Below are 22,764 nucleotides of genomic sequence, written 5' to 3'. Positions count from 1 at the left end.
CTTTTTCCGTATCATCGATACCACACTCAGGGTGTCGCACTCTCTTGCGGCAATGCAACCTTCATGCCCGGAGTACCACCGATGAGCGTTCCCGCTTCCGTTGCCGCGTTCGAGCGGACCTATGAGACATGGCACTCGGAAAAGCCGGCGGCAACCGGTCCGCGCGGTGCCGTGGCCTCCCAGAACGTCGAAGCGGCCGCTGTCGGGCAGGCGGTTCTCAATGATGGCGGCAACGCCATGGACGCGGCAATTGCCACGGCTTTTGCCCTGACGGTTGCCGAGCCCTGGATGAGCGGTCTTGGCGGTGGCGGCTACATCACGCTCTATTCGGCGAAGGAAAAGGCGGTCAGGGTCGTCGATTTCGCCATGAAGTCGCCGAAGGGGTTGAACCCGGCGGACTATCCGCTGGCTGAGGGCGCTGGCGCCGATCTTTTCGGCTGGCCTGCCGTGGTGGATGATCGGAACGTGAACGGGCCGTATTCGATTGCCGTGCCGGGCACGGTCGCAGGATATGCGCTGGCGATGGAGAAATTCGGAAGCAAAAGCCTGGCCGATGTCATCGCCCCATCGATCGGGCTTGCGCGGCGCGGCCATCGTGTCACCTGGTGGACCACGCTGATGTGTGCAGCGGACATGCCCGCGCTGCAGAAAAGCGCGGCGACGGCGGAAACCTGGCTGCCTGGTGGCTTTCCTCCGGCGATGGGGGCGGACCCGACACCGAAATTCCTGAAGCTCGGCAATCTTGCCGATACGCTCGAGGAACTTGCCCGGGACGGCGCTGACAGCTTCTATCGTGGTGCCATCGCCGAGCGGATTGCCGCCGATGCGGAACGGCTCGGTTCCTCCGTACGGATGGCGGATCTGGAAGCCTATGAGGCGGAAATCCAGGAGCCGCTGTCGATGACGCGCGGTGAGGCGACCTATCATGTGCCGGGCGGTCTGACAGCCGGACCGAGCTTCGCCGATGCGCTGAAAGATTTGCCGGCCTTCTCTGGTGAGGCACCGGACGCGGATGCCTATGCCGCTTATGCCCGCACCCTGAAGGCCTCGTACGAATACCGGATGGAAAATCTTGGTCATGCCGGGGACCATGGTGACCGGAGCTGCACCAGCCATATCGCGGCCGCCGACGCCGAGGGCAATATCGTCATGATCACGACGACGCTGCTGTCCCGCTTCGGCAGCCGGGTGCTGTTCCCGGAAACCGGCGTCATGATGAATAACGGCATTAACTGGTTCGATCCGCGACCGGGACGCCCGAATTCGCTGAAACCGGACACCAAGCCGCTCTGCAACATGGTGCCGGCGGTGGTGACCAGGGACGGCAAGCCCTGGTTCGGGTTTGGGGCTTCTGGCGGCCGGAAAATCATGCCGGCTGTCTTCCAGCTCTGCTCCTTCGTGAATGATTTCGGCATGGACATGGCGACTGCGCTCAATCAGCCTCGGGTCGACCTCGGTGCCATCGATACCATCTATGCCGATGCCCGTTTCGATGCAGCAACCATGGAAAAGCTGAAGGCCGTTGCGCCTACCGAGAGCTGGCCGCCGACCACCTACCCGATCATGTATGCGTGCCCGTTGGGTGCCATGGTCTCGGAAGATGGCGTTTCGGCAGCCGCGCATCCGATGACACCGCTCGCGGCAGCATTGTCTGCCTAGATGCCTGAATAAGCTTGAAATTAGGTCGGTTCGGCGCATCTGCCAGTGTCGGAGGACAGTGTGATGCGGGACCAGGCTGCGCTTGATCGATTGTTGAGAGCCGAACGGCAAGGCTTGAGGCTTGCTATTTTCTGCCGCACTGCGGCGGTGGCATTGCAGATCGTCTGGTTTATCGCCAGCCGCACCGCCAACGGGCATATGCCCGATCCATTGATCATTACTGTTCTGTCGCTGTTCGCCGCACTTGGCGTCGGCGCATTTCTGGTGATTGGGACGCGCTATGATCGCTGGTGGTTGAAATACGCGCTCTATGCGGTCGATATTCTCGGTATCTGCGTGCTGTTTGTGTTGGCGCCTGCTTTCCATCCGTCCGGTATCGAACCAATCCTGAGTTTCAGGAATCAGGGCATCCATTTTCTATTCCCTCTGATAGCAATGGCCAGCCTTTCGCTCTCCTGGCGTCTTGTCGCCTGGTCCGGACTGATGAGCGTAATCGGCTGGTGGGCGGCCTTCGGGTTTGCGGTTTCCGGCGTTGAGACACCGCTTTCCTGGGGCGACCTGCCCGTTAACTGGACCCGTGACGATTATCTTGCCCTGGTTTTATCGCCGGATTTCATCGCGACAGGGAGCCGCGTCGAGGAAACAGGCTTCGTGATGGTGGCAGCCCTGATTCTTGCCCTGGCGGTCCATCGCGCCCGGAATGTGTTTTTCGCCCAGATCGAGGCGGAAGCGGCGAGGGAGGAGCTACAGCGCGCCTTTGGCCGGTATGTTCCCGAGGTTATCGCGGAGCGTCTGGTGGCAGACAGGGAGACGCTCGCGCCACAAGTCCGGCGCGGTGTTGCCCTGGTGCTCGACATCGAGAATTTCACCAAATATGCGGATGGCCGCGATCCGGCTGCGGTGATCGAAACCCTCGGGTCTTTCCTTGCGGATGCCACCGACGCAATTTCCGCACGGGAGGGCGTTGTGATCAGTTTCACAGGTGACGGTCTGCTCGCTGCATTCAATACGCCGCTTGAGATCAAGGCACCGGAACGGGCTGCCCTCGACGCAGCTTCTGATCTGTTGGCATGCGCCGAAAAGCATGGCTTCCGGGTGCGGATCGGACTTGCAGCCGGTCCCGTCGCCAGCGGACGTGTCGGCTCAAGCCGTCGGCAGGCCTTCACGATCTATGGTGACACGGTGAACCGTGCGGCGCGGCTGGAGGCGCTGGCGAAAGATGCCGGCGCGACCGTACTGACGGATACCGGGGTGGCAGGAAAAGCGAGGCCGGACGACCTGCTGAAGCCGCTCGGCGAACAAAAGATCCGCGGGTTTGAAGTGCCGCTGGAAGTCTGGTCTAAAGAGATGACGGCCTTGCCGGGCGGGACGGCGGGTTAAGTCCAAACGCGGGCCGTACTTCAATACGATGGCACCCGTCAGTTCCCAGGCCCGGCGCACCCTTGTCGGTGCTCCTCAAGATCAACGGAAGCGTCGAGCCAATCTTGACCAATGTTACGCAATGGACAAATGTCCGCTTGGATTTGAAATTTAATGAATGTGACCACGAATGAAATTGCTCAAGCCCGGCATGGATCAAATTCCGGCATATGTGGATGCTCTGAAAAGAGGGTGGTCACCGGACAATTTGAGATCGGAAGCATCACAGGAACAGCTTTCAAGGATCTCAAAAGACGCGGCATTATTTGTCTCTGAGCTAGATGATCCCACTGCGAAAGCGGGCCCAATAAAATTACCGGACGGGTCCGAAGTCCAGCGTCTGCCAAGTATCCGGCGCTGGCTGTGGGACAATGAATTTTGCGGCCACATCAGTTTGCGTTGGAAACCCGGCTCCGAGGATTTACCGCCCACATGTTCTGGCCACATTGGTTATTCCGTCGTGCCCTGGAGACAGGGAGAAGGATTAGCAACCGCTGCACTGATAGCAATTCTTCCAGAGGCGAAAGCTGTTGGCTTGAAGCACATAGATGTCACGACCAGCCCCGAAAACCTCGCCTCAATCCGCGTGATTGAAAAATCTGGTGGATCGTTGTTGCGGCGCTATACCGCCGAAAAATCCTTGGGTGGGCATGCAACATTGCTGTTCCGGATTTCACTGGCTGAGTGATGCTGGGCTATTGAACGCTTCCGGTGAGAACTGCGCGATGAACGGCAAGTCCCTCGCATATTAGGTGGTCATCGAGAGATGCCGGACCGCTGACGGAGCCGAAGATCAAAGGAGGAGGAGTGCCGTCGGCGGTCTGATCGAAAGAGATGACGGCCTTGCCGGGCTGGTTGCCGGGTTAAGCCGCGAAACTGTCGAGTGCCATTTTGAAGTCGGCGCTGGGCGCGCTAACAAGATTTGAGGCGCAAGCACCTGAATTTCTCGCGATGAAATCGCCGACAATTTCATATCCGAGCGTGTAGCCGAGCCAGCGGGGCAGTTTGCCGGTTCCGTATGTCCATTCTGCGTAATCGTAGTCGCTGCCGTCGAAGCTCGTTTGTGCAAGCGGAACGAACTTCTGCAATTCCAGCCGTGAGAATGCCCGCTCCCAGGGTTCCGGGTCATTCTGGAACAATTCCTCGACGAAACGCCCGGCGAGACCTTCCGAAACAAGTACGTCGCCCAAAGTTTTTGGAAGACCGATGCTCTGAAATCGCATGGCATGGTGCATTTCATGTGCAATCATTTGGGAGAGCGACTGACCCAAATTTCCGGTGAGATTCGGGTGCTCCGGAGCCAAGTAGAGATCCACGATCTCGCCACTGCAACGGCCTACATGACCTTTTTCTGGAATCACCCAATCAGCTGGAACAGCCCGGACGACGATATCGACCTGCGGCAGTTCGCAGACAGCAAGCATGCGCGCTTTCACATCGTCTAGTGCCTTTTCGACTGCCGCTTTGAAGGGCGATATCCGGCCATGGCCGTCGAGATAATGAACATGCCAATTCATACCCTTGAGAGTAGAAAAAATATGGAGTTGTAACAACCGAATTTGAGTCTGTTTTCTCAGTGGGCGGTTAAAGTTGCTCGAAGTGCGCGTATGGTGTGCCGTCGCGGTCTGGTCGAAAGAGATGGCGGCCTTGCCGGGCGGGTTGGCGGGTTAAGCCGCGAAATTGTCGAGTGCCGTTTTGAAGTCGGCGCTTGGTTGGTCAAGAAGACCGGACGCGCTGTGATTTGGATGATCTTCGGGGTATTGGCCGACGATCTCGTATCCGAGCGTATAGCCCAGCCTTAACGGCAGAGACCCCTTGCCGAGCATCCATTCGTAAAGATCGAGATCGTTGCCGCTCGGTCTATAGCTCGCACTCGTTTCGAAATTTTCTTTTGCAAGCTCGATATATTGCCGAAGCTCGAACCTTGAAAGGGCTTGCTCCCAGAGTTCTGGCTCGTTGCCAAACAATTCTTTGACGAACTGTCCTGCAAGACCTTCGCTTACCAGGGTGTCGCCCAGGGTTTTAAGGCCGTCGACAGCGCGGAACCGCATGACATGATTCATCTCGTGCGCGACTGTTCTGGCCAAAGGCTCGCCAAGGTTTTCCGCGAGTTTTGGATGCTCGGGCGCTAGCCAGAGCGTGACGAGTTCCTCGTTGGCGAAGCCGGTATGTCCCCGTTCCGGAATGACGGAACTGTTCCAGACAGCTTCCACCAGAATGTCGACGGCGGGCGGCTCGCAGACCTTCGAAATGCGTGGATAGACGTCTTGCAGGGCGGCTTCGACATGGGGTTTCAAACCGTCGAGCTTGCCGCGCGCATTGACGTAATGGACATGCCAGTTCGCGGATGCCCCGGCGCTGGTCATCCTGCGTGCTCTCCTGTCTGAGCACGATCCGCGAACGGCGCCCCGAAGCTCTCCGTCGTATAGCGGAACACCCGCAGGCTGTCGGACCAGTAATCCATCGGCAGACCTGCCTTGCGCTTCAGGTTGCGGATGAAATCTTCTGCTTTTGGCAGGCCTTCCCAGACGCTCGGCAGGAACAGGCCGCGCTTGTTGCCCTCCTGCATGATCAGCCCGTCCACGTCCGGCCGCGCTTTGGACACCAGATCCTTCTCGCTGGTGAAGGGCAGGGCGTGCGGGGTGGAGAGGATGGAGACGTGCAGGTCCGCCGTCGCCAGCTCCTCCGCCGTCAGCGGCGGGAAGCGGGGATCGCCGAAACCAGCCTTGTAGGCATTGGTCATGACATCCAGCAGCAGCGGTTGATGCGCGATCACGCTGCCGATGCAGCCGCGCAGCTTGCCCTTGATATTCACGGTTACGAAGCTGGCCCGCATGGCCGTCAGGCAGGGCGACAGATCCTTGCCCAGTTGCGCATCCGGCGGCCGGCCATGCTCGGCGCCGAAGCGCAGGGCGAAACGGGCAGCCTCGATCATCTGCTCCCGGTCGGCTTCCGGAATCCGCGCGCTCCCGGCATATTCCATCGCCGCCGCGCCATAGCCGACCACCCGGTCCCTGGCGCCGTGCGTGTCGCCCGAATTGCGGGTATCGAGCCCGGTTACCCGCATGTCTCGCCGCCGGGCGAGGCTGAGCGCACCGGCAATCGCCCGGTGCCCGCAAGCGCCTTTGCCGTCGAGCGCTTCCAGCTTCAGCAACTCGATGCTCTGCATGGTCCGGGTATCGAGCGTTCGGGCGGTCTCGTAATCGAGGAAATGGGAGAGATCGGAGGAGACGGAAATCAGCGTTTCCGGCCCACCCCAGACCGCGTCGAGCGCCCGTGCAACGTCGCCCGCACTGGCGTCGCCGACCAGGATCGGCACGATCTCGAAATCACCCAGCACCTGCTGGAGGAAGGGCACGTGAACCTCAAGGCTGTGCTCCCCCTCGAACACCCGGTCGGAGACGTGGAAATTCGGCAGGGTCAAAAGCGTGCGCAGGGCATCCCAGGCAACCGGCACGGTGCCGAGCGGCGTTGCCCAGGCATCGGCACTGGTCGTCGCCAGCCCCTTGAACCCGACCCGGTGCGCCGGGCCGACGATCACCACACGCTTGATGGTCTCGCGGCGTCTGGAGAGCGGCTTGAACGCGGTCCCGGCGATGGGGCCGGAAAAGACATAGCCTGCATGGGGCGCGATGATGATCTTCGCATCCGCCACCGGCGTCTCCGCCGCGCCAGCGATGCACTGCGCGACGATGTTTTCCAGCGAGTCCGGCTCGGCTGGGTAGAAGGCGCCGGCGACATGCGGCGCGCGGGTGGCGCCGGTTTTGTTCAATTCCTGTTCCATACGTCAAATATAGGGAGGGACCGGCGCGAACGGGAGGGATTATTGCCTCCCTTTTCTTCCGCGCGCTCGGCTTCGCCTTTGCGTCGGTCACGGTCTGGGGCTGGTGTTTTGCCTGCTGACAAGTATGGCGTGGGTGTTGTCATGTCAGCCGTCTGGATTGATGTCCGTTCGTCCCGAATGGAGAGAAAGAAAAGAGGCAATGTCGTTGTCTGGATAAACTCGCGCAACGTCACGAATAAATATCATTGCTTGTCTGGTCAGTGTTTTAAGTTGTCCTGTAATTATTTCATCTGGAATGGAATTTATCAGTATACTTCCGCGATGAACAGATTCATATGCATCAATGAGTACTTCTATTAGAGAAAGACTATAAAGAAGTTCGACATATTTATAATCTTTTGCGGATATGGATAGGGATTTATTTTTAAAGTTAGTTAGGTAATCGACAGCGTCTTTGTAAAATCCGTTCCTAAATTCACGTTCGTCTTCTTCCTTTGGGGTTGTGTATGTTTCTATTATGCGAACAATGCCATCTATTTTTCTAACCATATGGGACATGTCGATGGCTGTTTCGAGTGTTTGTCGTCTTTGTTCCCGGCGCCTTTCGGATCGAAGCGTCCAAGCTGCAACGCCGAAAGCGCCAATTACACCAACGACGGCGCCGAGAAACCCCTGAGTGCTTTCGAACACATGAAATGCACTGTAATCCGGCTGGCGCCAAAACACTGTAAACAGCGTTACGGCCAGAAACAGTGCAATTGCAGCGGCAAGAAGGTGCGGGAGGGCAATCTCTTTGATTCTCATCCCGCGATAGTTGCCGGGCGCCTTTGAGCCGATCAAGAGCTAATCATCGGTGAGGCGGCATAATGTTCGACTAGCTTCTCTTTTCCATCCGTCCGAATTCTCTATCGCGCGTTGCGAGGCGAGCAGCCTGGCCGAAGTTTGGGTGATGCTGGTTCGCTCCTGCGACCCCGCCTTTCGCGCACTGTTCGAAGCGCGCCGCACTATCAGGGTGCGAGACCGGCAGCTAACAAGCACATGGCGTTCTCTCCGCCGCGCGTGATGCTGCGTAGCATAGGAGGCGAGATTGCTTATCCCCCGATCAGGTATTGGACGAGCAGCAGCGTCGCCGGCATGGTGACGAATGAAAGCGCGGTCTGGATCGTCACGATCCCTGCCATTGCCGGAGCATCGCCGCCCATGGCGCGGGCGAGGGTGTAAGCGCCCGCCGCTGTCGGTGAGGCGCCGAACAGCATGGCGGCCATGAGCAGGTCGGGTTCCAAGCCGATCATATAGCCCGCAAAAGCCATTGCCGCCGGGAACACCACCATCTTGCCGGCGACGCAGAGCAGGGGAGCCTTGATGCTGGCGCTCATCGCCCTGATCCGGATGTTGGCGCCTACACAGAGCAGGACGATGGGCAGGGCGGCGGCGCCGAGGATCGTTGTCATGTCGGTCAGAACCGGCACGTCGACCCAGCCCATGAAATTGAACACCAAGCCGAGCCCGACCGCGAGCAGCAGCGGGTTGCGCGCCAGGTCCCGGAGCACGGCCGCCGTCAGGCTGCCCCCATCCTTTTTGGCGAGAGCTGTTGCCATCAGGCAGACCACCACCACATTGGTAACCGGGATCAGTAGGGCTGTGACAAGCGCGGCGGTGCCGAGGATTTCCGCACCGAAGACCTGCTCTCCTACGGCAAGCGCGATGAAGGTGTTGTGCCGGGAGCAGCCCTGCAGCACGGATGTCCAGAGCGGCTTTTCCGTGCGGAACAAGAAGAACAGCAGCAGCGAGAACAGAACCGCTGCGCCGAACCCGCTATAGACCGCGACCGCCAGCCCGCCCAGATGCACGCCGGAAAAGTCGATGGCGGCGATCTTGTTGAACAGCAGGCACGGGAACAGCACCCAGTAGACCAGCTTGTCGTTCAGGTTCCAGAATTCGAGGCTCGGGATACCGCCCCGGCGCAGGAGATGGCCGAGGACGATCAGCAGGAAGATCGGCGCGATGGGCAGAATGAGGGTGGCGAACAAGGATCGGTCCCAGGTTTGGGGAAGCGGTCAAAAACGGGGCGGAGTATAGTGCCTTAAAAGTCCGGGCGAGAACCCGGCGTAAGAACAATGCTGGTGAGCGATATGGTCATGCAGGAAGCACCAAATCTTGCCGAAAGCGCGCCTCCTGCGCTCAAGGGCAAGGGGCCGATTGTCGAGACGGAGTTCTGGAGCCTGCTGGATGACGGGCGCATTCAGTGCGAGCTGTGCCCGCGCTATTGCAAGCTGAAGGAAGGCGCGCGCGGGCTTTGTTTCGTGCGGGCGCGGCAGAATGACCGGATCGTGCTGACCACCTATGGCCGGTCCTCGGGCTTCTGCATCGATCCGATCGAGAAAAAGCCGCTGAACCATTTCCTGCCGGGCACGCCGGTGCTGTCCTTCGGCACGGCGGGGTGCAATCTGGCCTGTAATTTCTGCCAGAACCACGACACATCGAAGAGCCGCGAGATGGATACGATGCAGTCCGAGGCGCAACCGGAGGCGATTGCCCGGGCCGCCGCCAAGCTCGGCTGCCGCTCCGTCGCCTTCACCTATAACGATCCGATCATCTTCCACGAATATGCGGACGACGTGGCGATTGCCTGCCGGGAAGCGGGGGTGAAAACGGTCGCGGTGACGGCGGGGTACCTGACGGACAAGGCCCGACCCGCTTTTTTCCGGCATGTCGATGCCGCGAATGTCGATCTGAAGGCCTTCACCGAGAAGTTCTACAAATCGGTGACCAAGAGCGAGCTTGGCCCGGTGCTCGACACGCTGCGCTATCTCAAGCAGGAGACCGATGTCTGGTTCGAAATCACCAACCTGATCATCCCCGGCGAGAACGATAGCGAACGGGAAATCGACGAGATGACAGGCTGGGTGGTCGAGCATCTCGGCCCCGATGTGCCGATGCATTTCTCCGCCTTCCATCCCGATTACCGGATGCTGGACAAGGAACGCACACCGTTCGGAACCCTGGCGCGGGCGCGCCGGATTGCCCGCCGCAATGGGGTGCGGCATGCCTATACCGGCAACGTGCACGATCTCGGCCGGCAGAGCACCTATTGCCACGGCTGCGGCGAACGGGTGATCGGCCGGGACTGGTATGTGCTGTCGGAATGGAAGCTGGATGCGGGTGGCTGCTGCACCGGCTGCGGCACGAAGCTGGCGGGCGTGATCGAAGAGGCGCCGGGACGCTGGGGACAGAAGCGGATGCCGGTGGATATTTCGGCTTTTGCCTAGGCCGGGTTTCCGGTCGCATAGAGGCTCTGTTCGGACCCGAACCGGACGTGGCGGCTTATTTCCGTCATTCCGAGCCGGGTCAGTAACCGGCGGGACGGGAGGTTCGCGGTTTGCGTTTCGGCGATCACCCGGACACATTCGAGGTCCCCGAGCGCGTGGGAGAGCACCCGTGCTGCAGCTTCTGTCGCGTAGCCCCGTTTCCAGTCCTGCGCTCTGAACTGGTAGGATAGCTCGGCTTCGCCGTTGTCCCGATGCGGGGACAGAAAAACGAGTCCGACTGATGTTTGCAGGTTTTTGGTCTCGACGACCCAGACCATCCCGCCGTTCTCACCGGAAGAATAACGGGCGAAAGTCGCTTCATGCTGCTCCGGCGAGACCGGCCCTCCGAGATAGCGCCGGACGTCTTCGTCGCTGATCAGGTCCGCGACGAATATGGCATCGGTCCGGGCGAGACTGCGCAAGACAAGCCGTTCTGTTTCGAGCCTCTGTTGCACGGCCGTCACGATCTTCTGCGGTTGCCTGTCAGGTTATCAGCTCGCGCGCTGTTTCCGTGAGTTTCTCGAGACTGCATTCTGGTGTTTCACCATCGGTGTCGACGCTCGCCTCGGCCCGGTTATAGAGCGGAGCGCGGGCTTCGAGGATAGCGCGGAGGTCGGACATGGCCTCGCGGTTCTGGGCCATCGGGCGCATGTCGCCCTGCTCGACAACGCGCTGCATATGCTCTTCCGGACTGGCCTGCAGCCAGATCGTGTGCGAGCGTCGCAGCAGCATGGTGTAGGTGTCCGCATTGGCGACAATGCCGCCGCCGGTGGAGATCACCGCTTCTTCATGTTCGTTCAGGATCGCATTCAGGCAGCGGTTCTCGTAACGCCGGAAGGCCGGCTGGCCCGAGAGGGACAGCATCTCACCGATGCTGGCGCCGTAATCCTGCTCGATCTCGCGGTTAAGCTCGATAAAGGGAAAACCGAGCGCGTCCGCCAGAGCTTTGCCAAGCGTGGTTTTTCCGGCGCCGCGCAGGCCGATAAGGGAAATCCGCCGTCCCCGCGTTCCGCTGCCGGCAAATCGCCGCTCCAGGATTTCGGCCGCTTCCGACAATTCTGCCGGGGCGAGAGGGGCGAGCAATGCCTGAATTTCGGCGAGTGCCGGGTCGGTGCCGCCATGCGGGTCCGCCAGCTCCATCATCGACATATCCATGGCGTCGGCAACCTGATGCAGCACCGCGACCGACGGATTTCCCCGGCCGCTTTCAAGTTGCGCGAGATAGCGTTCGGAAACGCCGGAATCCCGCGCCAGGATCTTCCGAGACATGCCGCGCTGAGCCCGCGCCGCACGCACCCGTTCACCGAGGCGCGTGAGGTAGTCCTCAATCCCGAGTGCATTTCGGCGCTGGTGGTGCACGTCGCTGTGCGTTCTCTGCCTCATATTCGTGCGGCGTTTCCTTGGTTTTGTCGCTTCGGTCCATCATAAACCGCAGGAACCTGAATTATCATTCTTTGCGCCTTACGATAACATGAATTATAGTGCGTGTCTGATTTAGCTCATATTACCAAACCGGGACCTGGCCGAAGAGGAGTGTTCGAGGAATGAAGGTAAAAATTCTCGTTGCCACACAAGGCGGTACGGCAGATCTCTGTGCCCAGGAGATGGTCGATATCCTAGAGGACCGGGGCTTTGAGGCGGAAGCAACCCTGATGGGCGATTTGGGTCTCGAGGTTTTCGATGAGGGAGGGCATGTCATCATCTGCACCGCGACTTACGGTTATGGCGAGATCCCCGATAACGGTACGGAATTCTACGAAGCTCTGGTTTCCGGAAAGCCGGACCTCGCACGGGTCAGCTTCGCAGTCTTCGGTCTCGGCGATACGACATACGAAGACACGTTCAATTTTGCCGGTGCGAAGTTCGATGCGGTTCTGTCTGAATGCGGCGCCGAGCGGGTGATCGAACGGCATATTCATGATGCGAATTCCGGCGCGCTCGCCGAAGACGAGGCTATCGAGTGGATCGAAGGCTGGATCGGCGCGCTGCAGGCGAAAGCGGCTGCCTGAGTCTCAGGCGCGACGCCGCTAACAAATAAGAATGGAGTGCCGGTAAACGGCACCCGGTCAATTCGGCCATATCGGCCAAACTGGGAGGGACATATGGCGGAGAACGCCAGTGCCGCGCGTTTCTATAACGCGGCAGAAGACTTGATCGGCCGTAATCTCAAGGCGGGCCGAGGGGGCAAGAAAGCTGTCATCGATAGCGGCGGATCGTACACATATCAGGATTTGGCGGAGCGGGTTCAGCGGTTCGCGAATGCCATCCGGGCGGCGGGTGTCCTGCCGGAGCAGCGCGTTATCCTCGCCTTGCACGATACGATCGATTTCCCGACGGCCTTTCTCGGCGCGATCTGGGCCGGGGTTATTCCGGTACCGATCAACACCCGCCTTGCGCCAAGGGACTATGCTTACATCCTGGCGGACAGCCGGGCCGAGGCCCTTTTCGTTTCCGACAATCTGATCGAGTCAATTCTCTCTGAAGTCGCAACGGAGCCGCGTCATGTTGTGGTCTCCGGAGCCGAAGTGGCCGGGCGGCAATCATTTGCGGATTTCATTGCTGCGCCCGGAGACGACACGGCGCCGGCGGAAACCACGCCGGACGATCTTTGTTTCTGGCTCTACACCTCCGGCACGACCGGCATGCCGAAAGGCGCGGTGCATCTGCATTCCCATTTGCTGGAGAGCGCAAATCTCTATGCCGTTCCGATGCTCGGGATTTCCGAGGAGGATGTCGTCTATTCGGCGGCCAAGCTGTTCTTCGCCTACGGGCTAGGCAACGGACTGACTTTCCCCTTTGCGGTCGGCGCGACGGCAATCCTGCTGGAAGGACCGCCTGCACCAGCCGCGGTCTGTGAGATCATCCGTGAGCACAAGCCGACGCTGTTTTTCGGCGTGCCGACGCTTTACGGGATGTTGCTCGCATCCAAGGATTTGCCAGGCACCGAAGAGCATGCGATGCGGCTCTGCGTTTCAGCCGGGGAAGCTTTGCCGGAAGAACTGCTCAACCGCTGGAAGCAGAGAACGGGCACGGAGATCCTGGACGGGCTCGGCAGTACTGAGATGCTGCATATCTTCATCTCCAACCGGGTAGGCGAGATCGTGCCCGGCGCGACCGGGAAGGCGGTCCCCGGCTACCAGCTTCGCCTGCTCGACGAGAATGGCAATGATTGCAAGCCCGGCGAAATGGGCATTCTGGAGGTATCCGGGCCAACGTCGGCGGTGATGTACTGGAACCAGCGGGCGAAAAGCATCGACACGTTCCGGGGCGCCTGGACGCGATCCGGGGACAAGTATGTCGCGGATGAGAACGGGGTTTATACCTATTGCGGGCGCAATGACGACATGATGAAGGTCGGCGGCATCTATGTGTCGCCGTTCGAGGTCGAAGGCGCGCTGCTGAAGCACGAAGCTGTGCTTGAAGTCGCAGTGGTCGGCTATCCGGACCATGATGGTCTGATCAAGCCGAAAGCTTATGTCGTGCTGGCGGAAGGCGTGGATGCGTCAGACGCGCTTACGGAAGATCTGATCGCTTTCGTCAAAAAGGATCTGGCGAGCTTCAAATATCCACGCTGGATTATCTATGCGGACGAGCTACCGAAGACAGCGACAGGAAAGATCCAGCGATTCAAGCTTCGGGAAACCGCCTGATCGGTGGTTTCCCGGGCTCGATCTCGGGGGAGAAGTTTATGTTAGTGCTTCGGGGCGACTTTGATGGTCGGCTCGAAGCTGACCTTCTTTTGCATTGCGGCATGAAGATCAAAGAGTGCTGCTATGCTCCGGCCAAGGCCACGCAGTGCTTCGTGCACGGCTTTGGAGCGCTCGGCGCGACCTGCGGCGACATAGAGCTCGACTTCAGAGAAGTTGATGGTGTCACGTTCAATGAGGGTTTTCTTAGCAGTCATAACAGTGCTCCTGTTTGTAAACGAGCCCGCTGATTGTTTCTGCTTGGCTAGTTGCGTTTCCCAATGACTGATAATTTAGGTCAGGTTCACTGACATTTCAATGTTGCGGTGCAGCAAGGCTGGCATGCCGTTTCGGAAATTGTGCGGGTGCGAGATTTCATGTAGGATGAAGTTTCGTGACTGTTTTCCTGGATTTCAGCAACTGCAATCCGGGCACCGGGCGGAAATGGCGGTGCGGTTGATGTCTGCGCGCCATTCGAAGTGGCTGATCACGGCTCCCCAAAGTCCGGAAAGCATAGACATTACAGCGATCGACCGTTCCTGTTTCCCGGCAATTATTCCGGCGATGATTTCGTTTTCAGTCGGCGTGTGAATGAGGCTGTTTTTCATCTCTCATCTCCATTAATACGGCTGAACATATATATAATGATCCTGTATGAGGCGGTAATGTCGCTATTTATAATGAAATTGGTTCGTTTTTGGAATTAATAAATGGAGATTCGATGTGCATCTGGAAAGCCTGGACGCTGTCGTCCGTTATAGCTGGGCGCTCTTGCGTTGAACCTTTCAGGCGGCAATCTCAACGATTCTCGAATCCGGCAGCCTGACGATTGCCGCCGTCCCTTTCCCGAGGGTGCTTTCCAGCGTGATGTCGCCGCCATGTGCCTCGACGAACGTCTTGCTGATGGAGAGGCCAAGCCCCGATCCCTGAGAATCCCGAATAAAGGGATCGTCTCCGCGAACGAACGGCAATGTCACGTCATCGATGATTGCCGGATCAATTCCGATCCCGGCATCTTTGACGATGAGTTCGAGATCGCCGCTGTTTAGACGCCGTGCCGAAAGCGTGATTTCCGACTCCGGAGGAGAAAACTTGATGGCGTTGTTCAAGAGGTTCACGAGAACCTGAGAAAGTTTGTGAACGTCTGCGGTAATGGCAAGAGACAAGGGGGGTGGCCAAACGATGTTCGTTTGTTCTGGCAGAAGACATCTGACGGTCGAGATCAATTCCTCGAGGGGAACGGGCTCATCCGAAAGCGCGATGGGGGAGTTACTATCTGTGAGTTCCAAAAGGTCGCGGACGATTGCGTGCAGCTGGCCGCTGGCGGTTTTGATTGCGTCGAGATACTCGACGACCTTGTCTCGGGACAGTTTGACCTCAATCTTGCTTTCAAGCAGCTCTGTGTAACCGACCACGGCGTTGAGTGGGGTTCGGAGTTCGTGTGAGACATTGGCGAGCAGGTGGTCTTTCTCCATATTCGCACGCTCAGCATTTTGCTGGGCTTCAAGCCGCGACCGTGACTCATTAGCGAGAGCTTCGTTTTGTTCTTCCAGCTTCTTGGCTTGAAAGTGTGTGCGACGCCAGAGATGCCAAATCCATGCGGCAGCGAGGGCAGCAATGAGCATTGCAATCAGGCTCAATTGCAGTCTGAAGCGATAATCCGTTGGCTCCTTTATCCGCAGCCCGATCCATTTGTTGATCACCTCTGTGCGCTCAGTCGCCGACAGGTGGTTCACTGCACGGCGCATAATTTTGGCAAAAACGGGCCAGTCTTTTCGGACTGCAATGGACAGATTTACGGTGAAAGGTGTCTTGCCAGTTACCATGAGTGCGTTGAAACCGTCTTCGCGGATGGCATGGCTTGTCGTGAGAATGCTTCCGATATAGGCATCGACATGGCCGGCAAGCAGCAACTCTGTTCCCTTTTCTACCGTATCTACTGAAACGAAAGACAGATCGGGATATTCTGTCAGGAGATATTCCGTTGCGGCGTATCCCTTGACCACCGCGACGGGCCGACCTGCAAGATCGTCAAGATCTCCGGCGAAAAATCCGCCTCGGCGGCCGAAAATCATTAGCGGTAAACGCAGATAAGGCTCTGTAAATTCCGCGAACTGGCGCCGCGTCGCCGTGGTTGCTACGGCGGAGGCGATATCGAGGTCTCGGCTCTCAAATCTGCTCAACGCGTCGTTCCAGCTCGATTTTGTGTCATAGACGAACGAGATGCCGAGCAATTCGGAAAGCTTCGCTAAAAAATCTGGTGAAAGACCTTGGAAGGTCCCGTTGCTGCCAATGAACTCGACTGGCGCATAGCTTCGGTCGCCGGCAACCCGGATTGTCTGATGCCGGGCCAGCCAATCCCGTTCTTCGGGCGTCAAAGTGAACGGTTTCTGATCACGTCCTTGCGGGACCCACGCACCGAATATCGATCGCTTTTCGCGCACAGTTATATTGTCGAGCGCTTTCTGCACGATATCACGCAAAACAATATTGCTTTTGTGGAAGCCAAAAGCGTTGATCGAAGATGTTTCCTCGACGGTCCCGTGTTCTTTCAGGTTGTTGATGAGGAGGGTATGGATTGCGTATTTCGAGACCGCCCTGTTGCCGACATACGCATCGATCTCACCTTTCGAGACCGCGGTCAGCGCATCTCCTGTAGTGGCGAAGCGGCTAACGGTCGAACTCGAGAAGCGTTTTTCGATCAAGTCGCCGAGGAAGAAGCCTTTTTCTACGCCGACATGTTTGCCCCGAAGCGAGTTCAGGGATGTCAGAAGTGGAGCATCCGCTAGTGCAAAGATGACATGCGGCACCTCGATGTAAGGTTCAGTGAAGGCGAAGATTTCTTGCCGAGCGGGCGTTGGGGAGATGTCAGCAATGCCGTCAAGGTCCCCGGCTTTCGCGGCAGCGTAAATCTCAGGCCAGGGGCCTGGAACGATCTCAATAATGCCATCCAGGCGGCGGTCCATAGCACGCAGGAACCCTGCACCAATGCCGCGCGGTTTACCATCTGCATCGACGAAATCCATGGGGGCCCAGGAGGCGTTGATGCCGATCCGGATTGGCCCAGTTGTGTCCAGCCAATCCTGCTGGGCCACCGTCAGTTCAAACGGTGAATTACTTCTTTCGTCCACCACGGCCTTCAGAATGGGGACCCACTTTTGATATGCTTCGGTTTGTTCGATCGGGCCGATAGCTTTGAGCGCCTTCTGGATAATGGAGGTTAGCAGCGGAAAGTCGGGCCGGACGCCAATGCTCTGCGCAACGTTGTTGAATTCGTATTCCGAAGAAATGCGGAGATTTGCGAGGCCATGATGACGTGTCAGGTAGGTGTTGACGCCGACAACGCCGACATAAGCGTCTGCCTGTCCGACCGAGACGTCTTTGAGGGCTTCCAAAGGTGAGGCGACGAAATGGGGAATGATGTCGGGATGCTCCGACAAGATTTTGTCCGTGGTTGAGTAGCCCCTAACCAAAGCAACGGTTTTGCCCGCGAGACTCTTCGGTCCAAGGATCCCGTAATCGCCAATTCTGGCCATCATCACCAGAGGTGTCGGCAGATATGGCTCGGTAAACGACAAGAACTGGCGGCGGGTCTCAGTGTCAACAATGGTTGCAACGACATCGACTTTCCGCGCACGAGCCTTATCCATCAGGCTTTGCCAGTCATGGATCGGGGCTGCGGTGAAACGGAGTCCGGTTAGCTCCGCTATCTTGGTGAAGATTTCAGGCGCCAGCCCGGTATATTCGCCTCTGTTGCCGAGAGAGCTGTACGGGGCATAGAAAGGGTCAAATGCAACGGATAGCGTAGGGTTTTTAACGATCCAGGCCCGCTCCTCGGGACTTAGCCCTAGCCGATTGGGCTCCACTGTGTCAGCGATGGCTCCTGAGTGGATCGCGATCAGCGATGCCATGGCCAGTGCCGTTGAGACGGCGGATCTAACGAAGAAGAATATCCGGGCTTTCTGCCTCATTCTGTCTGTCGCCTCACTGCTGTGGAGCACTGTATTCAAATTGCGAGAGACAATAGCGCACCCTCTGAAGATATCCGAAACTGTATCCGATCCCGAAAATTTTGAGAAGTTGCATACACTTCTCTCGATTTTCCTTCTCAGGTTGCCGCCGCAATATCATGGGGAGATTGCATTTTCGCATCGACATAACGTGCCGAAAGACCTATGAGCTGCCGCACTGTTTTGCCGGTGAGGCTTCCCACACCGGCAGTAAATGACATGCCGGTGAGGCTTCCCGCATCGGCATAACAGAAAAGGACTGTTCCCATGAGTAATAATGAAACGGCCGCTTTCAGCCGTACCGGGCTTTTAGCGGGTATGAGCGCAATGGGCGTTGTCGTGCTCGTCTCGAACATTGCGGTCAACTATCCTATCAATGCCTGGCTGACATGGGGGGCTCTGATCTATCCGATCGCATTCCTCGTGACAGATCTTATGAACCGCATCTTCGGACCGGCTTTCGCACGTAAGGTGGTCTATGCCGGCTTCGCGACCGGCGTTGTGCTGTCTCTCTGGTTCGCCGATCAGCGGATTGCGCTTGCATCCGGCACCGCTTTCCTGACAGCGCAACTGCTCGACATCTGGGTCTTCGACCGGTTGCGCCGTCAAAGCTGGTGGAAAGCACCGGTGGTCTCCTCTTTGCTGTCCTCCGCTCTTGATACGGCGCTATTCTTCTCTCTCGCCTTCTATGCGAGCGGACTGCCGTGGGTGACGTGGGCGATAGGCGATTACGGCGCGAAGCTAGCCATGGCTGCGGTCCTGCTGGTCCCGTTCCGTGCCTTCATCGCGTTTTTGCCGCAGAGGTTTACGCCGGGTGAAGCCGCTGCCGACAGCGCTCAATAAGGTTTCTGCATGCACGTCGATCTGTTCGACTACGAACTGCCTCAGCACTTTATAGCCACGGAACCTGCGGAGCCGCGAGACAGTGCGCGGCTTCTCGATCTTACCAGCGGCGGGCTCGTGGATCGCGCCATCTCGGATTTCCCCGGGCTGCTGCGTGCGGGCGATATTCTCGTCTATAACAACACCCGTGTGATCCCGGCGCGTCTGACTGGCCGCAGGGGCGAGGGTAAGATCGAAGCGACGCTGCACAAGGCGGAAGCCGACGGGTCCTGGGCAGCTTTCGTGCGCCCGGCAAAGCGTTGCAGGGTCGGTGACGTCATCCTCTTCGAGGGCGAACTCGAAGCGGAAGTCCGCGAGAAGCGCGATGGCGGTGAGGTCATTCTGGGTTTCCCGGAAACCGGCGCCGCCCTGATCGAGACTCTGAAACGCGTCGGCCGCATGCCCTTGCCGCCATATATAAAGCGCGGCGAGGAAGAGGCTGTCGATGACGAGACCTCTTACCAGACCATGTTCGCTGCTCGTGACGGTGCTGTCGCGGCGCCGACCGCCGGGCTACATTTCACGGATCGGCTGCTGTCCCAGATCGACGCGGCGGGCGTTGAGCGTGCCGAGCTCACCCTGCATGTCGGTGCTGGCACCTTCATGCCGGTGAAGGCCGAGGATACGGACGACCACAAGATGCACCTCGAGTGGGGGGAGATCAGCGAGGAGGTGGCGGAGAAAATCACCCGGGCGCGCGCTGCGGGTGGCCGGGTGGTTGCAGTCGGCACCACCAGCCTGCGCCTTCTGGAAAGCGCGGCACTTGATGACGGAACCGTGCCGGCTTTTTCCGGAGAGACCGGGCTGTTCATCACGCCAGGCTATCGCTTCAAGGCAGTCGATATGCTGCTGACAAACTTTCACCTGCCGAAATCGACCCTGCTGATGCTGGTCTCGGCTCTGGTCGGGCGCGAACGCATGCTCGCGGCCTATGAACATGCCAAGCGGGAAGGCTATCGTTTCTTCTCTTATGGTGATGCCTGCCTGCTCGAACGTTCGGATAACGTGACATGACCCTTGGCTACGAACTCATCACCACCGACGGCGCCGCCCGGCGTGGCCGCCTGACAACGGCGCATGGCAGCATCGAGACGCCGGCCTTCATGCCGGTCGGCACGGCGGCGACGGTGAAATGCATGATGCCGGAATCGGTGAAGGCAACCGGGGCGGAGATCCTGCTCGGTAATACCTACCACCTTATGCTGCGCCCCGGCGCCGAACGGGTGGAAAAGCTGGGCGGATTGCACAAGTTCATGAACTGGGATGGCCCGATCCTGACGGATTCCGGTGGCTTCCAGGTGATGTCTCTCTCCAAGCTGCGGAAGATCACCGAACAGGGCGTGACTTTCCAGAGCCACGTCGACGGCAGCTCCCACGAGTTGACCCCGGAAAGCTCGATCAGGATCCAGCACCAGCTCGATTCCAACATCACCATGTGTTTCGACGAATGCACGCCTTACCCGGTGGAGAAGAAGGAAGCCGCCGAGTCCATGCGGCTTTCCATGCGCTGGGCGCAGCGCTCCCGCGATGCCTTTGTCGACCGGGACGGTTACGGCCTGTTCGGTATCGTGCAAGGCAGTGTGTTCGAGGATCTGCGTCATGAATCCATCGAGGCGCTGACCAAGGTCGGTTTCGACGGGTATGCGGTTGGCGGTCTGGCGGTGGGCGAGGGGCAGGAGATGATGTTCTCCACCCTCGATTTCACCACGCCGTCCATGGTGGTGGAAAAGCCGCGCTATCTGATGGGCGTCGGCAAGCCCGACGATCTGGTCGGCGCGGTTGAGCGCGGTATCGACATGTTCGATTGCGTGCTGCCGACCCGGTGCGGGCGCACGGGGCAGGCCTTTACCCGGCGCGGCACGGTGAATATCCGCAATGCCCGCCATGCAGACGACCCGCGCCCGCTCGACCCGGGTTGCTCCTGCCCGTGTTGCAGCAGCTACAGCCGCGCCTATCTGCATCATCTCTTCAGAACCGGCGAGGTGCTCGGTCTGATGCTGCTGACCTGGCATAACCTCTCTTATTTCCAGGAAGTGATGGCCGGATTGCGTGGTGCGATCGAGACCGGCACTCTGTCGGAGTATGCTGCGGCCTTCAGGGCTCAGCAGGCGGAGGGTGATATCGAGCCCCTCTGAGGCCGTCGGACGGAAAGGGCATATGCAGTCGGAACAACGGATCAGGCAGGAAGCAGCGGAGATCGGATTTACCGCTGCCGGTATCACCGCCGCCGTTATCGGTACGCGGGAGCAGGAACGGCTGCGTGAATTCGTCGACAATGGCGAGCATGGAGACATGGGCTGGATGGAAGCCCATATGGAGCGCCGGATTGCCCCGAAGGGTATCTGGGAGGACGCGCGTTCCGTCGTCGTCCTGACGCAGAATTATGGCCCTGATCACGACCCGATGGCCAATCTCGATGCGACAGGCCGGGCTAACATCTCCGTCTATGCCCGGAACAAGGATTACCATGACCTGATCAAGAAACGCCTGAAGCGGCTGGCCCGCTGGATGGTCGCCGAGTTCGGCTGTCAGGTGAAGGTGTTCGTCGATACGGCGCCGGTGCTGGAAAAACCGCTTGCGGCACAGGCCGGTCTCGGCTGGCAGGGCAAGCACACGAACATGGTTTCCCGCGAGCACGGCTCCTGGGTTTTCCTCGGCGAAGTCTTCACCGACATGGAGCTGACTCCGGACGCGCCGGAGATAGATCATTGCGGGCGCTGCACGCGCTGCCTCGATATTTGCCCGACCAACGCTTTTCCGCGCCCCTATGCCCTCGATGCCAGACGCTGCATTTCCTATCTGACCATTGAGCATAAAGGCCATATAGCGGAGGAATTTCGAGCGCCCATGGGCAACCGGATCTATGGCTGCGACGATTGCCTTTCCGTCTGCCCATGGAACAAGTTCGCCGAACAATCTGCCGAAGCTGCTTTCGCCGCGCGGGATGATCTCACTCTGCCGCCGCTGGCCGAATTTCTTGGTATCGACGATGCCGATTTTAGGGAGCGTTTCCGGGGGTCGCCGGTCAAGCGGATCGGCCGGGACCGGTTTCTACGCAACGTGCTGATCGCTTGCGGGAATAGTGGAGATGACTGTCTTGCGCCTATGATTGAGGCTCTGTTGCTGGACCCATCACCGATTGTGCGGGCGATGGCGGTCTGGGCACTCGGGCGGTTGCTGCCGGAGGAGAAATTCATCGTTTTGGCAAAAGGGCGGATTGACGCTGAGGATGACCGGGCGGTCCGCAAAGAATGGCTGAAGCGGGTCAGTGGTTTCAGCAACTCGTCATGACCAGTCCGGAAATAATCCGAGGAAGATCTGATCCACTTCCTGGCTGCCCTTGTCCGCGATAGGCATCAGTACTCTGGTCGCCGATTTATAATCCTTCTGATAGATCTGCACATGATCCATCAAGGGGCTTCTTGATCTGCGCACGCCGCACAATTCATCGTGAAATGTTGAGCCGAACTCGTTGTCGACATCGGAAGCGAGCTTCCCGGTCCAATCCTGTCCGGTGATTTGCGAGATCAGTGTGCCCTCAAGCGCATTCACGAAATCGTCGAGTTCCTCGACATATTTGTAGACGCTGATGAAGCCCAGCCATTTATGGAGGGCTTGAGGGTCGAAAGCAGTCCGGTCCGGAATGCCGCTCCCTCCACAACTGGCATGCCAGAAGGCGAGCAGGCCCTCTGCACCGTTGTAGCCCTGCTTGTGGTCGTTTCGGTATCTATGATCTGCTCGATAGTGACCCATGATCATGCGGCAAACACTCTTCCGGCTCCATTCTGAAACCTTGATTGATGCCTCAGGCCGGTCGGGAACTGATCGGCAGGCGCTACCTTGGTGCCGGTAACTGGGGTGCGGGCAGCTGGCATAATCGGAAATATCTATTCTTTGTATGGGGTGGTTTTCTTAAAATTCGATTAACTTTTCGAATAAATCGCGCCCCAGGTCTTGTCGGGGGGCAAGGCTATGCGGAGGAGCATTACTGGCGCCAGATAGCGCATCGGTTTAGT

22 protein-coding genes are annotated in these 22,764 nt (G+C 58.6%); 10 read left to right on the top strand and 12 right to left on the bottom strand.

What is annotated here, in order from left to right; translation table 11 throughout:
- Positions 1-81: 81 nt before the first annotated feature.
- From ABJ076_RS04355 to ABJ076_RS04345, 3 genes are all read left to right on the top strand, one after another.
- Positions 82-1,659 (top strand): gamma-glutamyltransferase, encoded by a 1,578-nt coding sequence (locus ABJ076_RS04355; RefSeq protein WP_348190423.1) that lies wholly within the window; start codon positions 82-84, stop codon positions 1,657-1,659.
- Positions 1,660-1,704: 45 nt separating this feature from the next.
- A complete protein-coding gene (locus ABJ076_RS04350) occupies positions 1,705-3,039 on the top strand; it encodes an adenylate/guanylate cyclase domain-containing protein (RefSeq protein ID WP_348202565.1) in 1,335 nt (444 codons plus the stop codon).
- A 169-nt stretch (positions 3,040-3,208) separates the two neighbouring features.
- Positions 3,209-3,766 carry a GNAT family N-acetyltransferase gene (locus ABJ076_RS04345; protein ID WP_348190429.1) on the top strand — a complete coding sequence of 186 codons (558 nt, stop codon included), beginning with the start codon at positions 3,209-3,211 and terminating at the stop codon, positions 3,764-3,766.
- A gap of 175 nt (positions 3,767-3,941) precedes the next feature.
- Here the strand turns inward: ABJ076_RS04345 and ABJ076_RS04340 are convergent, their stop codons facing one another.
- The 5 genes from ABJ076_RS04340 to ABJ076_RS04320 form a co-directional block, all read right to left on the bottom strand.
- Positions 3,942-4,595 (bottom strand): DUF2268 domain-containing putative Zn-dependent protease, encoded by a 654-nt coding sequence (locus ABJ076_RS04340; protein WP_348190431.1) that lies wholly within the window; start codon positions 4,593-4,595, stop codon positions 3,942-3,944.
- A gap of 150 nt (positions 4,596-4,745) precedes the next feature.
- On the bottom strand, positions 4,746-5,444 hold the full coding sequence (locus ABJ076_RS04335; protein ID WP_348190433.1) for a DUF2268 domain-containing putative Zn-dependent protease: 699 nt from the start codon (positions 5,442-5,444) through the stop codon (positions 4,746-4,748).
- A complete protein-coding gene (gene amrB / locus ABJ076_RS04330) occupies positions 5,441-6,850 on the bottom strand; it encodes an AmmeMemoRadiSam system protein B (RefSeq protein ID WP_348190436.1) in 1,410 nt (469 codons plus the stop codon). Before amrB ends, ABJ076_RS04335 begins: the two co-directional genes overlap by 4 nt.
- A gap of 156 nt (positions 6,851-7,006) precedes the next feature.
- Positions 7,007-7,702 carry a hypothetical protein gene (locus tag ABJ076_RS04325; RefSeq protein ID WP_348190439.1) on the bottom strand — a complete coding sequence of 232 codons (696 nt, stop codon included), beginning with the start codon at positions 7,700-7,702 and terminating at the stop codon, positions 7,007-7,009.
- 251 nt (positions 7,703-7,953) lie between these two features.
- Positions 7,954-8,892, bottom strand: coding sequence for an AEC family transporter (locus ABJ076_RS04320; protein ID WP_348190442.1), 939 nt, complete (start codon positions 8,890-8,892; stop codon positions 7,954-7,956).
- A gap of 87 nt (positions 8,893-8,979) precedes the next feature.
- On the opposite strand from ABJ076_RS04320, the gene amrS reads away from it, so the two are divergent.
- Positions 8,980-10,131, top strand: coding sequence for an AmmeMemoRadiSam system radical SAM enzyme (gene amrS / locus ABJ076_RS04315; RefSeq protein ID WP_348190445.1), 1,152 nt, complete (start codon positions 8,980-8,982; stop codon positions 10,129-10,131).
- On the opposite strand, the gene ABJ076_RS04310 is transcribed toward amrS, so the two are convergent.
- On the bottom strand, positions 10,128-10,634 hold the full coding sequence (locus ABJ076_RS04310; protein ID WP_348190448.1) for a GNAT family N-acetyltransferase: 507 nt from the start codon (positions 10,632-10,634) through the stop codon (positions 10,128-10,130). The genes amrS and ABJ076_RS04310 overlap by 4 nt on opposite strands.
- A gap of 19 nt (positions 10,635-10,653) precedes the next feature.
- Complete coding sequence (locus ABJ076_RS04305; RefSeq protein WP_348190450.1) at positions 10,654-11,553, bottom strand: helix-turn-helix transcriptional regulator; 900 nt, start codon at positions 11,551-11,553, stop codon at positions 10,654-10,656.
- A 161-nt stretch (positions 11,554-11,714) separates the two neighbouring features.
- Between ABJ076_RS04305 and ABJ076_RS04300 the strand changes: the two genes are divergently transcribed.
- Complete coding sequence (locus tag ABJ076_RS04300) at positions 11,715-12,179, top strand: flavodoxin domain-containing protein (RefSeq protein ID WP_348190453.1); 465 nt, start codon at positions 11,715-11,717, stop codon at positions 12,177-12,179.
- Positions 12,180-12,272: 93 nt separating this feature from the next.
- Entirely contained in the window at positions 12,273-13,820 is a 1,548-nt protein-coding gene (locus ABJ076_RS04295; protein ID WP_348190456.1) for a benzoate-CoA ligase family protein, read from the top strand.
- Positions 13,821-13,861: 41 nt separating this feature from the next.
- Here the strand turns inward: ABJ076_RS04295 and ABJ076_RS04290 are convergent, their stop codons facing one another.
- The 4 genes from ABJ076_RS04290 to ABJ076_RS04275 all read right to left on the bottom strand — a co-directional run bounded on the left by ABJ076_RS04290 (position 13,862) and on the right by ABJ076_RS04275 (position 18,087).
- Positions 13,862-14,074 carry a hypothetical protein gene (locus tag ABJ076_RS04290; protein ID WP_348190459.1) on the bottom strand — a complete coding sequence of 71 codons (213 nt, stop codon included), beginning with the start codon at positions 14,072-14,074 and terminating at the stop codon, positions 13,862-13,864.
- 195 nt (positions 14,075-14,269) lie between these two features.
- A complete protein-coding gene (locus ABJ076_RS04285; protein ID WP_348190462.1) occupies positions 14,270-14,464 on the bottom strand; it encodes a hypothetical protein in 195 nt (64 codons plus the stop codon).
- 177 nt (positions 14,465-14,641) lie between these two features.
- A complete protein-coding gene (locus tag ABJ076_RS04280; protein ID WP_348190465.1) occupies positions 14,642-17,827 on the bottom strand; it encodes a transporter substrate-binding domain-containing protein in 3,186 nt (1,061 codons plus the stop codon).
- Positions 17,828-17,964: 137 nt separating this feature from the next.
- Complete coding sequence (locus ABJ076_RS04275; RefSeq protein WP_348190468.1) at positions 17,965-18,087, bottom strand: hypothetical protein; 123 nt, start codon at positions 18,085-18,087, stop codon at positions 17,965-17,967.
- 46 nt (positions 18,088-18,133) lie between these two features.
- Here ABJ076_RS04275 and ABJ076_RS04270 point away from each other — a divergent pair, with 46 nt between their 5' ends.
- Genes ABJ076_RS04270 through queG form a run of 4 tightly spaced genes read left to right on the top strand, consistent with a single transcriptional unit; the run spans position 18,134 to position 22,039 of the window.
- On the top strand, positions 18,134-18,709 hold the full coding sequence (locus ABJ076_RS04270; protein WP_348190471.1) for a queuosine precursor transporter: 576 nt from the start codon (positions 18,134-18,136) through the stop codon (positions 18,707-18,709).
- 9 nt (positions 18,710-18,718) lie between these two features.
- Positions 18,719-19,762 carry a tRNA preQ1(34) S-adenosylmethionine ribosyltransferase-isomerase QueA gene (gene queA, locus ABJ076_RS04265; RefSeq protein WP_348190474.1) on the top strand — a complete coding sequence of 348 codons (1,044 nt, stop codon included), beginning with the start codon at positions 18,719-18,721 and terminating at the stop codon, positions 19,760-19,762.
- Entirely contained in the window at positions 19,759-20,883 is a 1,125-nt protein-coding gene (gene tgt, locus ABJ076_RS04260; protein WP_348190477.1) for a tRNA guanosine(34) transglycosylase Tgt, read from the top strand. The genes queA and tgt overlap by 4 nt, the downstream gene beginning before the upstream one ends.
- 22 nt (positions 20,884-20,905) lie before the next feature.
- Positions 20,906-22,039 (top strand): tRNA epoxyqueuosine(34) reductase QueG, encoded by a 1,134-nt coding sequence (queG, locus tag ABJ076_RS04255; RefSeq protein ID WP_348190480.1) that lies wholly within the window; start codon positions 20,906-20,908, stop codon positions 22,037-22,039.
- Here queG and ABJ076_RS04250 read toward each other — a convergent pair.
- Positions 22,034-22,507 carry a PAS domain-containing protein gene (locus ABJ076_RS04250; RefSeq protein ID WP_348190483.1) on the bottom strand — a complete coding sequence of 158 codons (474 nt, stop codon included), beginning with the start codon at positions 22,505-22,507 and terminating at the stop codon, positions 22,034-22,036. The genes queG and ABJ076_RS04250 overlap by 6 nt on opposite strands.
- Positions 22,508-22,764 lie beyond the last annotated feature (257 nt).

It is taken from the genome of Nisaea sp., from assembly GCF_039990255.1.
Taxonomy (GTDB): Bacteria; Pseudomonadota; Alphaproteobacteria; order Thalassobaculales; family Thalassobaculaceae; genus Nisaea.
Note: the sequence above shows the minus strand (reverse complement) of the source record. Positions and strands in the feature narration are given on the sequence as shown.

What these genes read in the sequence shown, in the direction of transcription:
- ABJ076_RS04355 (WP_348190423.1), top strand. Translation starts at nt 82, where the DNA reads ATGAGCGTTCCCGCTTCCGTTGCCGCGTTCGAGCGGACCTATGAGACA.
- ABJ076_RS04345 (WP_348190429.1), top strand. Translation starts at nt 3,209, where the DNA reads ATGAAATTGCTCAAGCCCGGCATGGATCAAATTCCGGCATATGTGGAT.
- ABJ076_RS04340 (WP_348190431.1), bottom strand. Translation starts at nt 4,595, where the DNA reads ATGAATTGGCATGTTCATTATCTCGACGGCCATGGCCGGATATCGCCC.
- ABJ076_RS04335 (WP_348190433.1), bottom strand. Translation starts at nt 5,444, where the DNA reads ATGACCAGCGCCGGGGCATCCGCGAACTGGCATGTCCATTACGTCAAT.
- amrS (WP_348190445.1), top strand. Translation starts at nt 8,980, where the DNA reads ATGCTGGTGAGCGATATGGTCATGCAGGAAGCACCAAATCTTGCCGAA.
- ABJ076_RS04305 (WP_348190450.1), bottom strand. Translation starts at nt 11,553, where the DNA reads ATGAGGCAGAGAACGCACAGCGACGTGCACCACCAGCGCCGAAATGCA.
- ABJ076_RS04300 (WP_348190453.1), top strand. Translation starts at nt 11,715, where the DNA reads ATGAAGGTAAAAATTCTCGTTGCCACACAAGGCGGTACGGCAGATCTC.
- ABJ076_RS04295 (WP_348190456.1), top strand. Translation starts at nt 12,273, where the DNA reads ATGGCGGAGAACGCCAGTGCCGCGCGTTTCTATAACGCGGCAGAAGAC.
- ABJ076_RS04290 (WP_348190459.1), bottom strand. Translation starts at nt 14,074, where the DNA reads ATGACTGCTAAGAAAACCCTCATTGAACGTGACACCATCAACTTCTCT.
- ABJ076_RS04285 (WP_348190462.1), bottom strand. Translation starts at nt 14,464, where the DNA reads ATGAAAAACAGCCTCATTCACACGCCGACTGAAAACGAAATCATCGCC.
- ABJ076_RS04280 (WP_348190465.1), bottom strand. Translation starts at nt 17,827, where the DNA reads ATGAGGCAGAAAGCCCGGATATTCTTCTTCGTTAGATCCGCCGTCTCA.
- ABJ076_RS04275 (WP_348190468.1), bottom strand. Translation starts at nt 18,087, where the DNA reads ATGTCATTTACTGCCGGTGTGGGAAGCCTCACCGGCAAAACAGTGCGG.
- ABJ076_RS04270 (WP_348190471.1), top strand. Translation starts at nt 18,134, where the DNA reads ATGAGTAATAATGAAACGGCCGCTTTCAGCCGTACCGGGCTTTTAGCG.
- queA (WP_348190474.1), top strand. Translation starts at nt 18,719, where the DNA reads ATGCACGTCGATCTGTTCGACTACGAACTGCCTCAGCACTTTATAGCC.
- tgt (WP_348190477.1), top strand. Translation starts at nt 19,759, where the DNA reads ATGACCCTTGGCTACGAACTCATCACCACCGACGGCGCCGCCCGGCGT.
- queG (WP_348190480.1), top strand. Translation starts at nt 20,906, where the DNA reads ATGCAGTCGGAACAACGGATCAGGCAGGAAGCAGCGGAGATCGGATTT.
- ABJ076_RS04250 (WP_348190483.1), bottom strand. Translation starts at nt 22,507, where the DNA reads ATGATCATGGGTCACTATCGAGCAGATCATAGATACCGAAACGACCAC.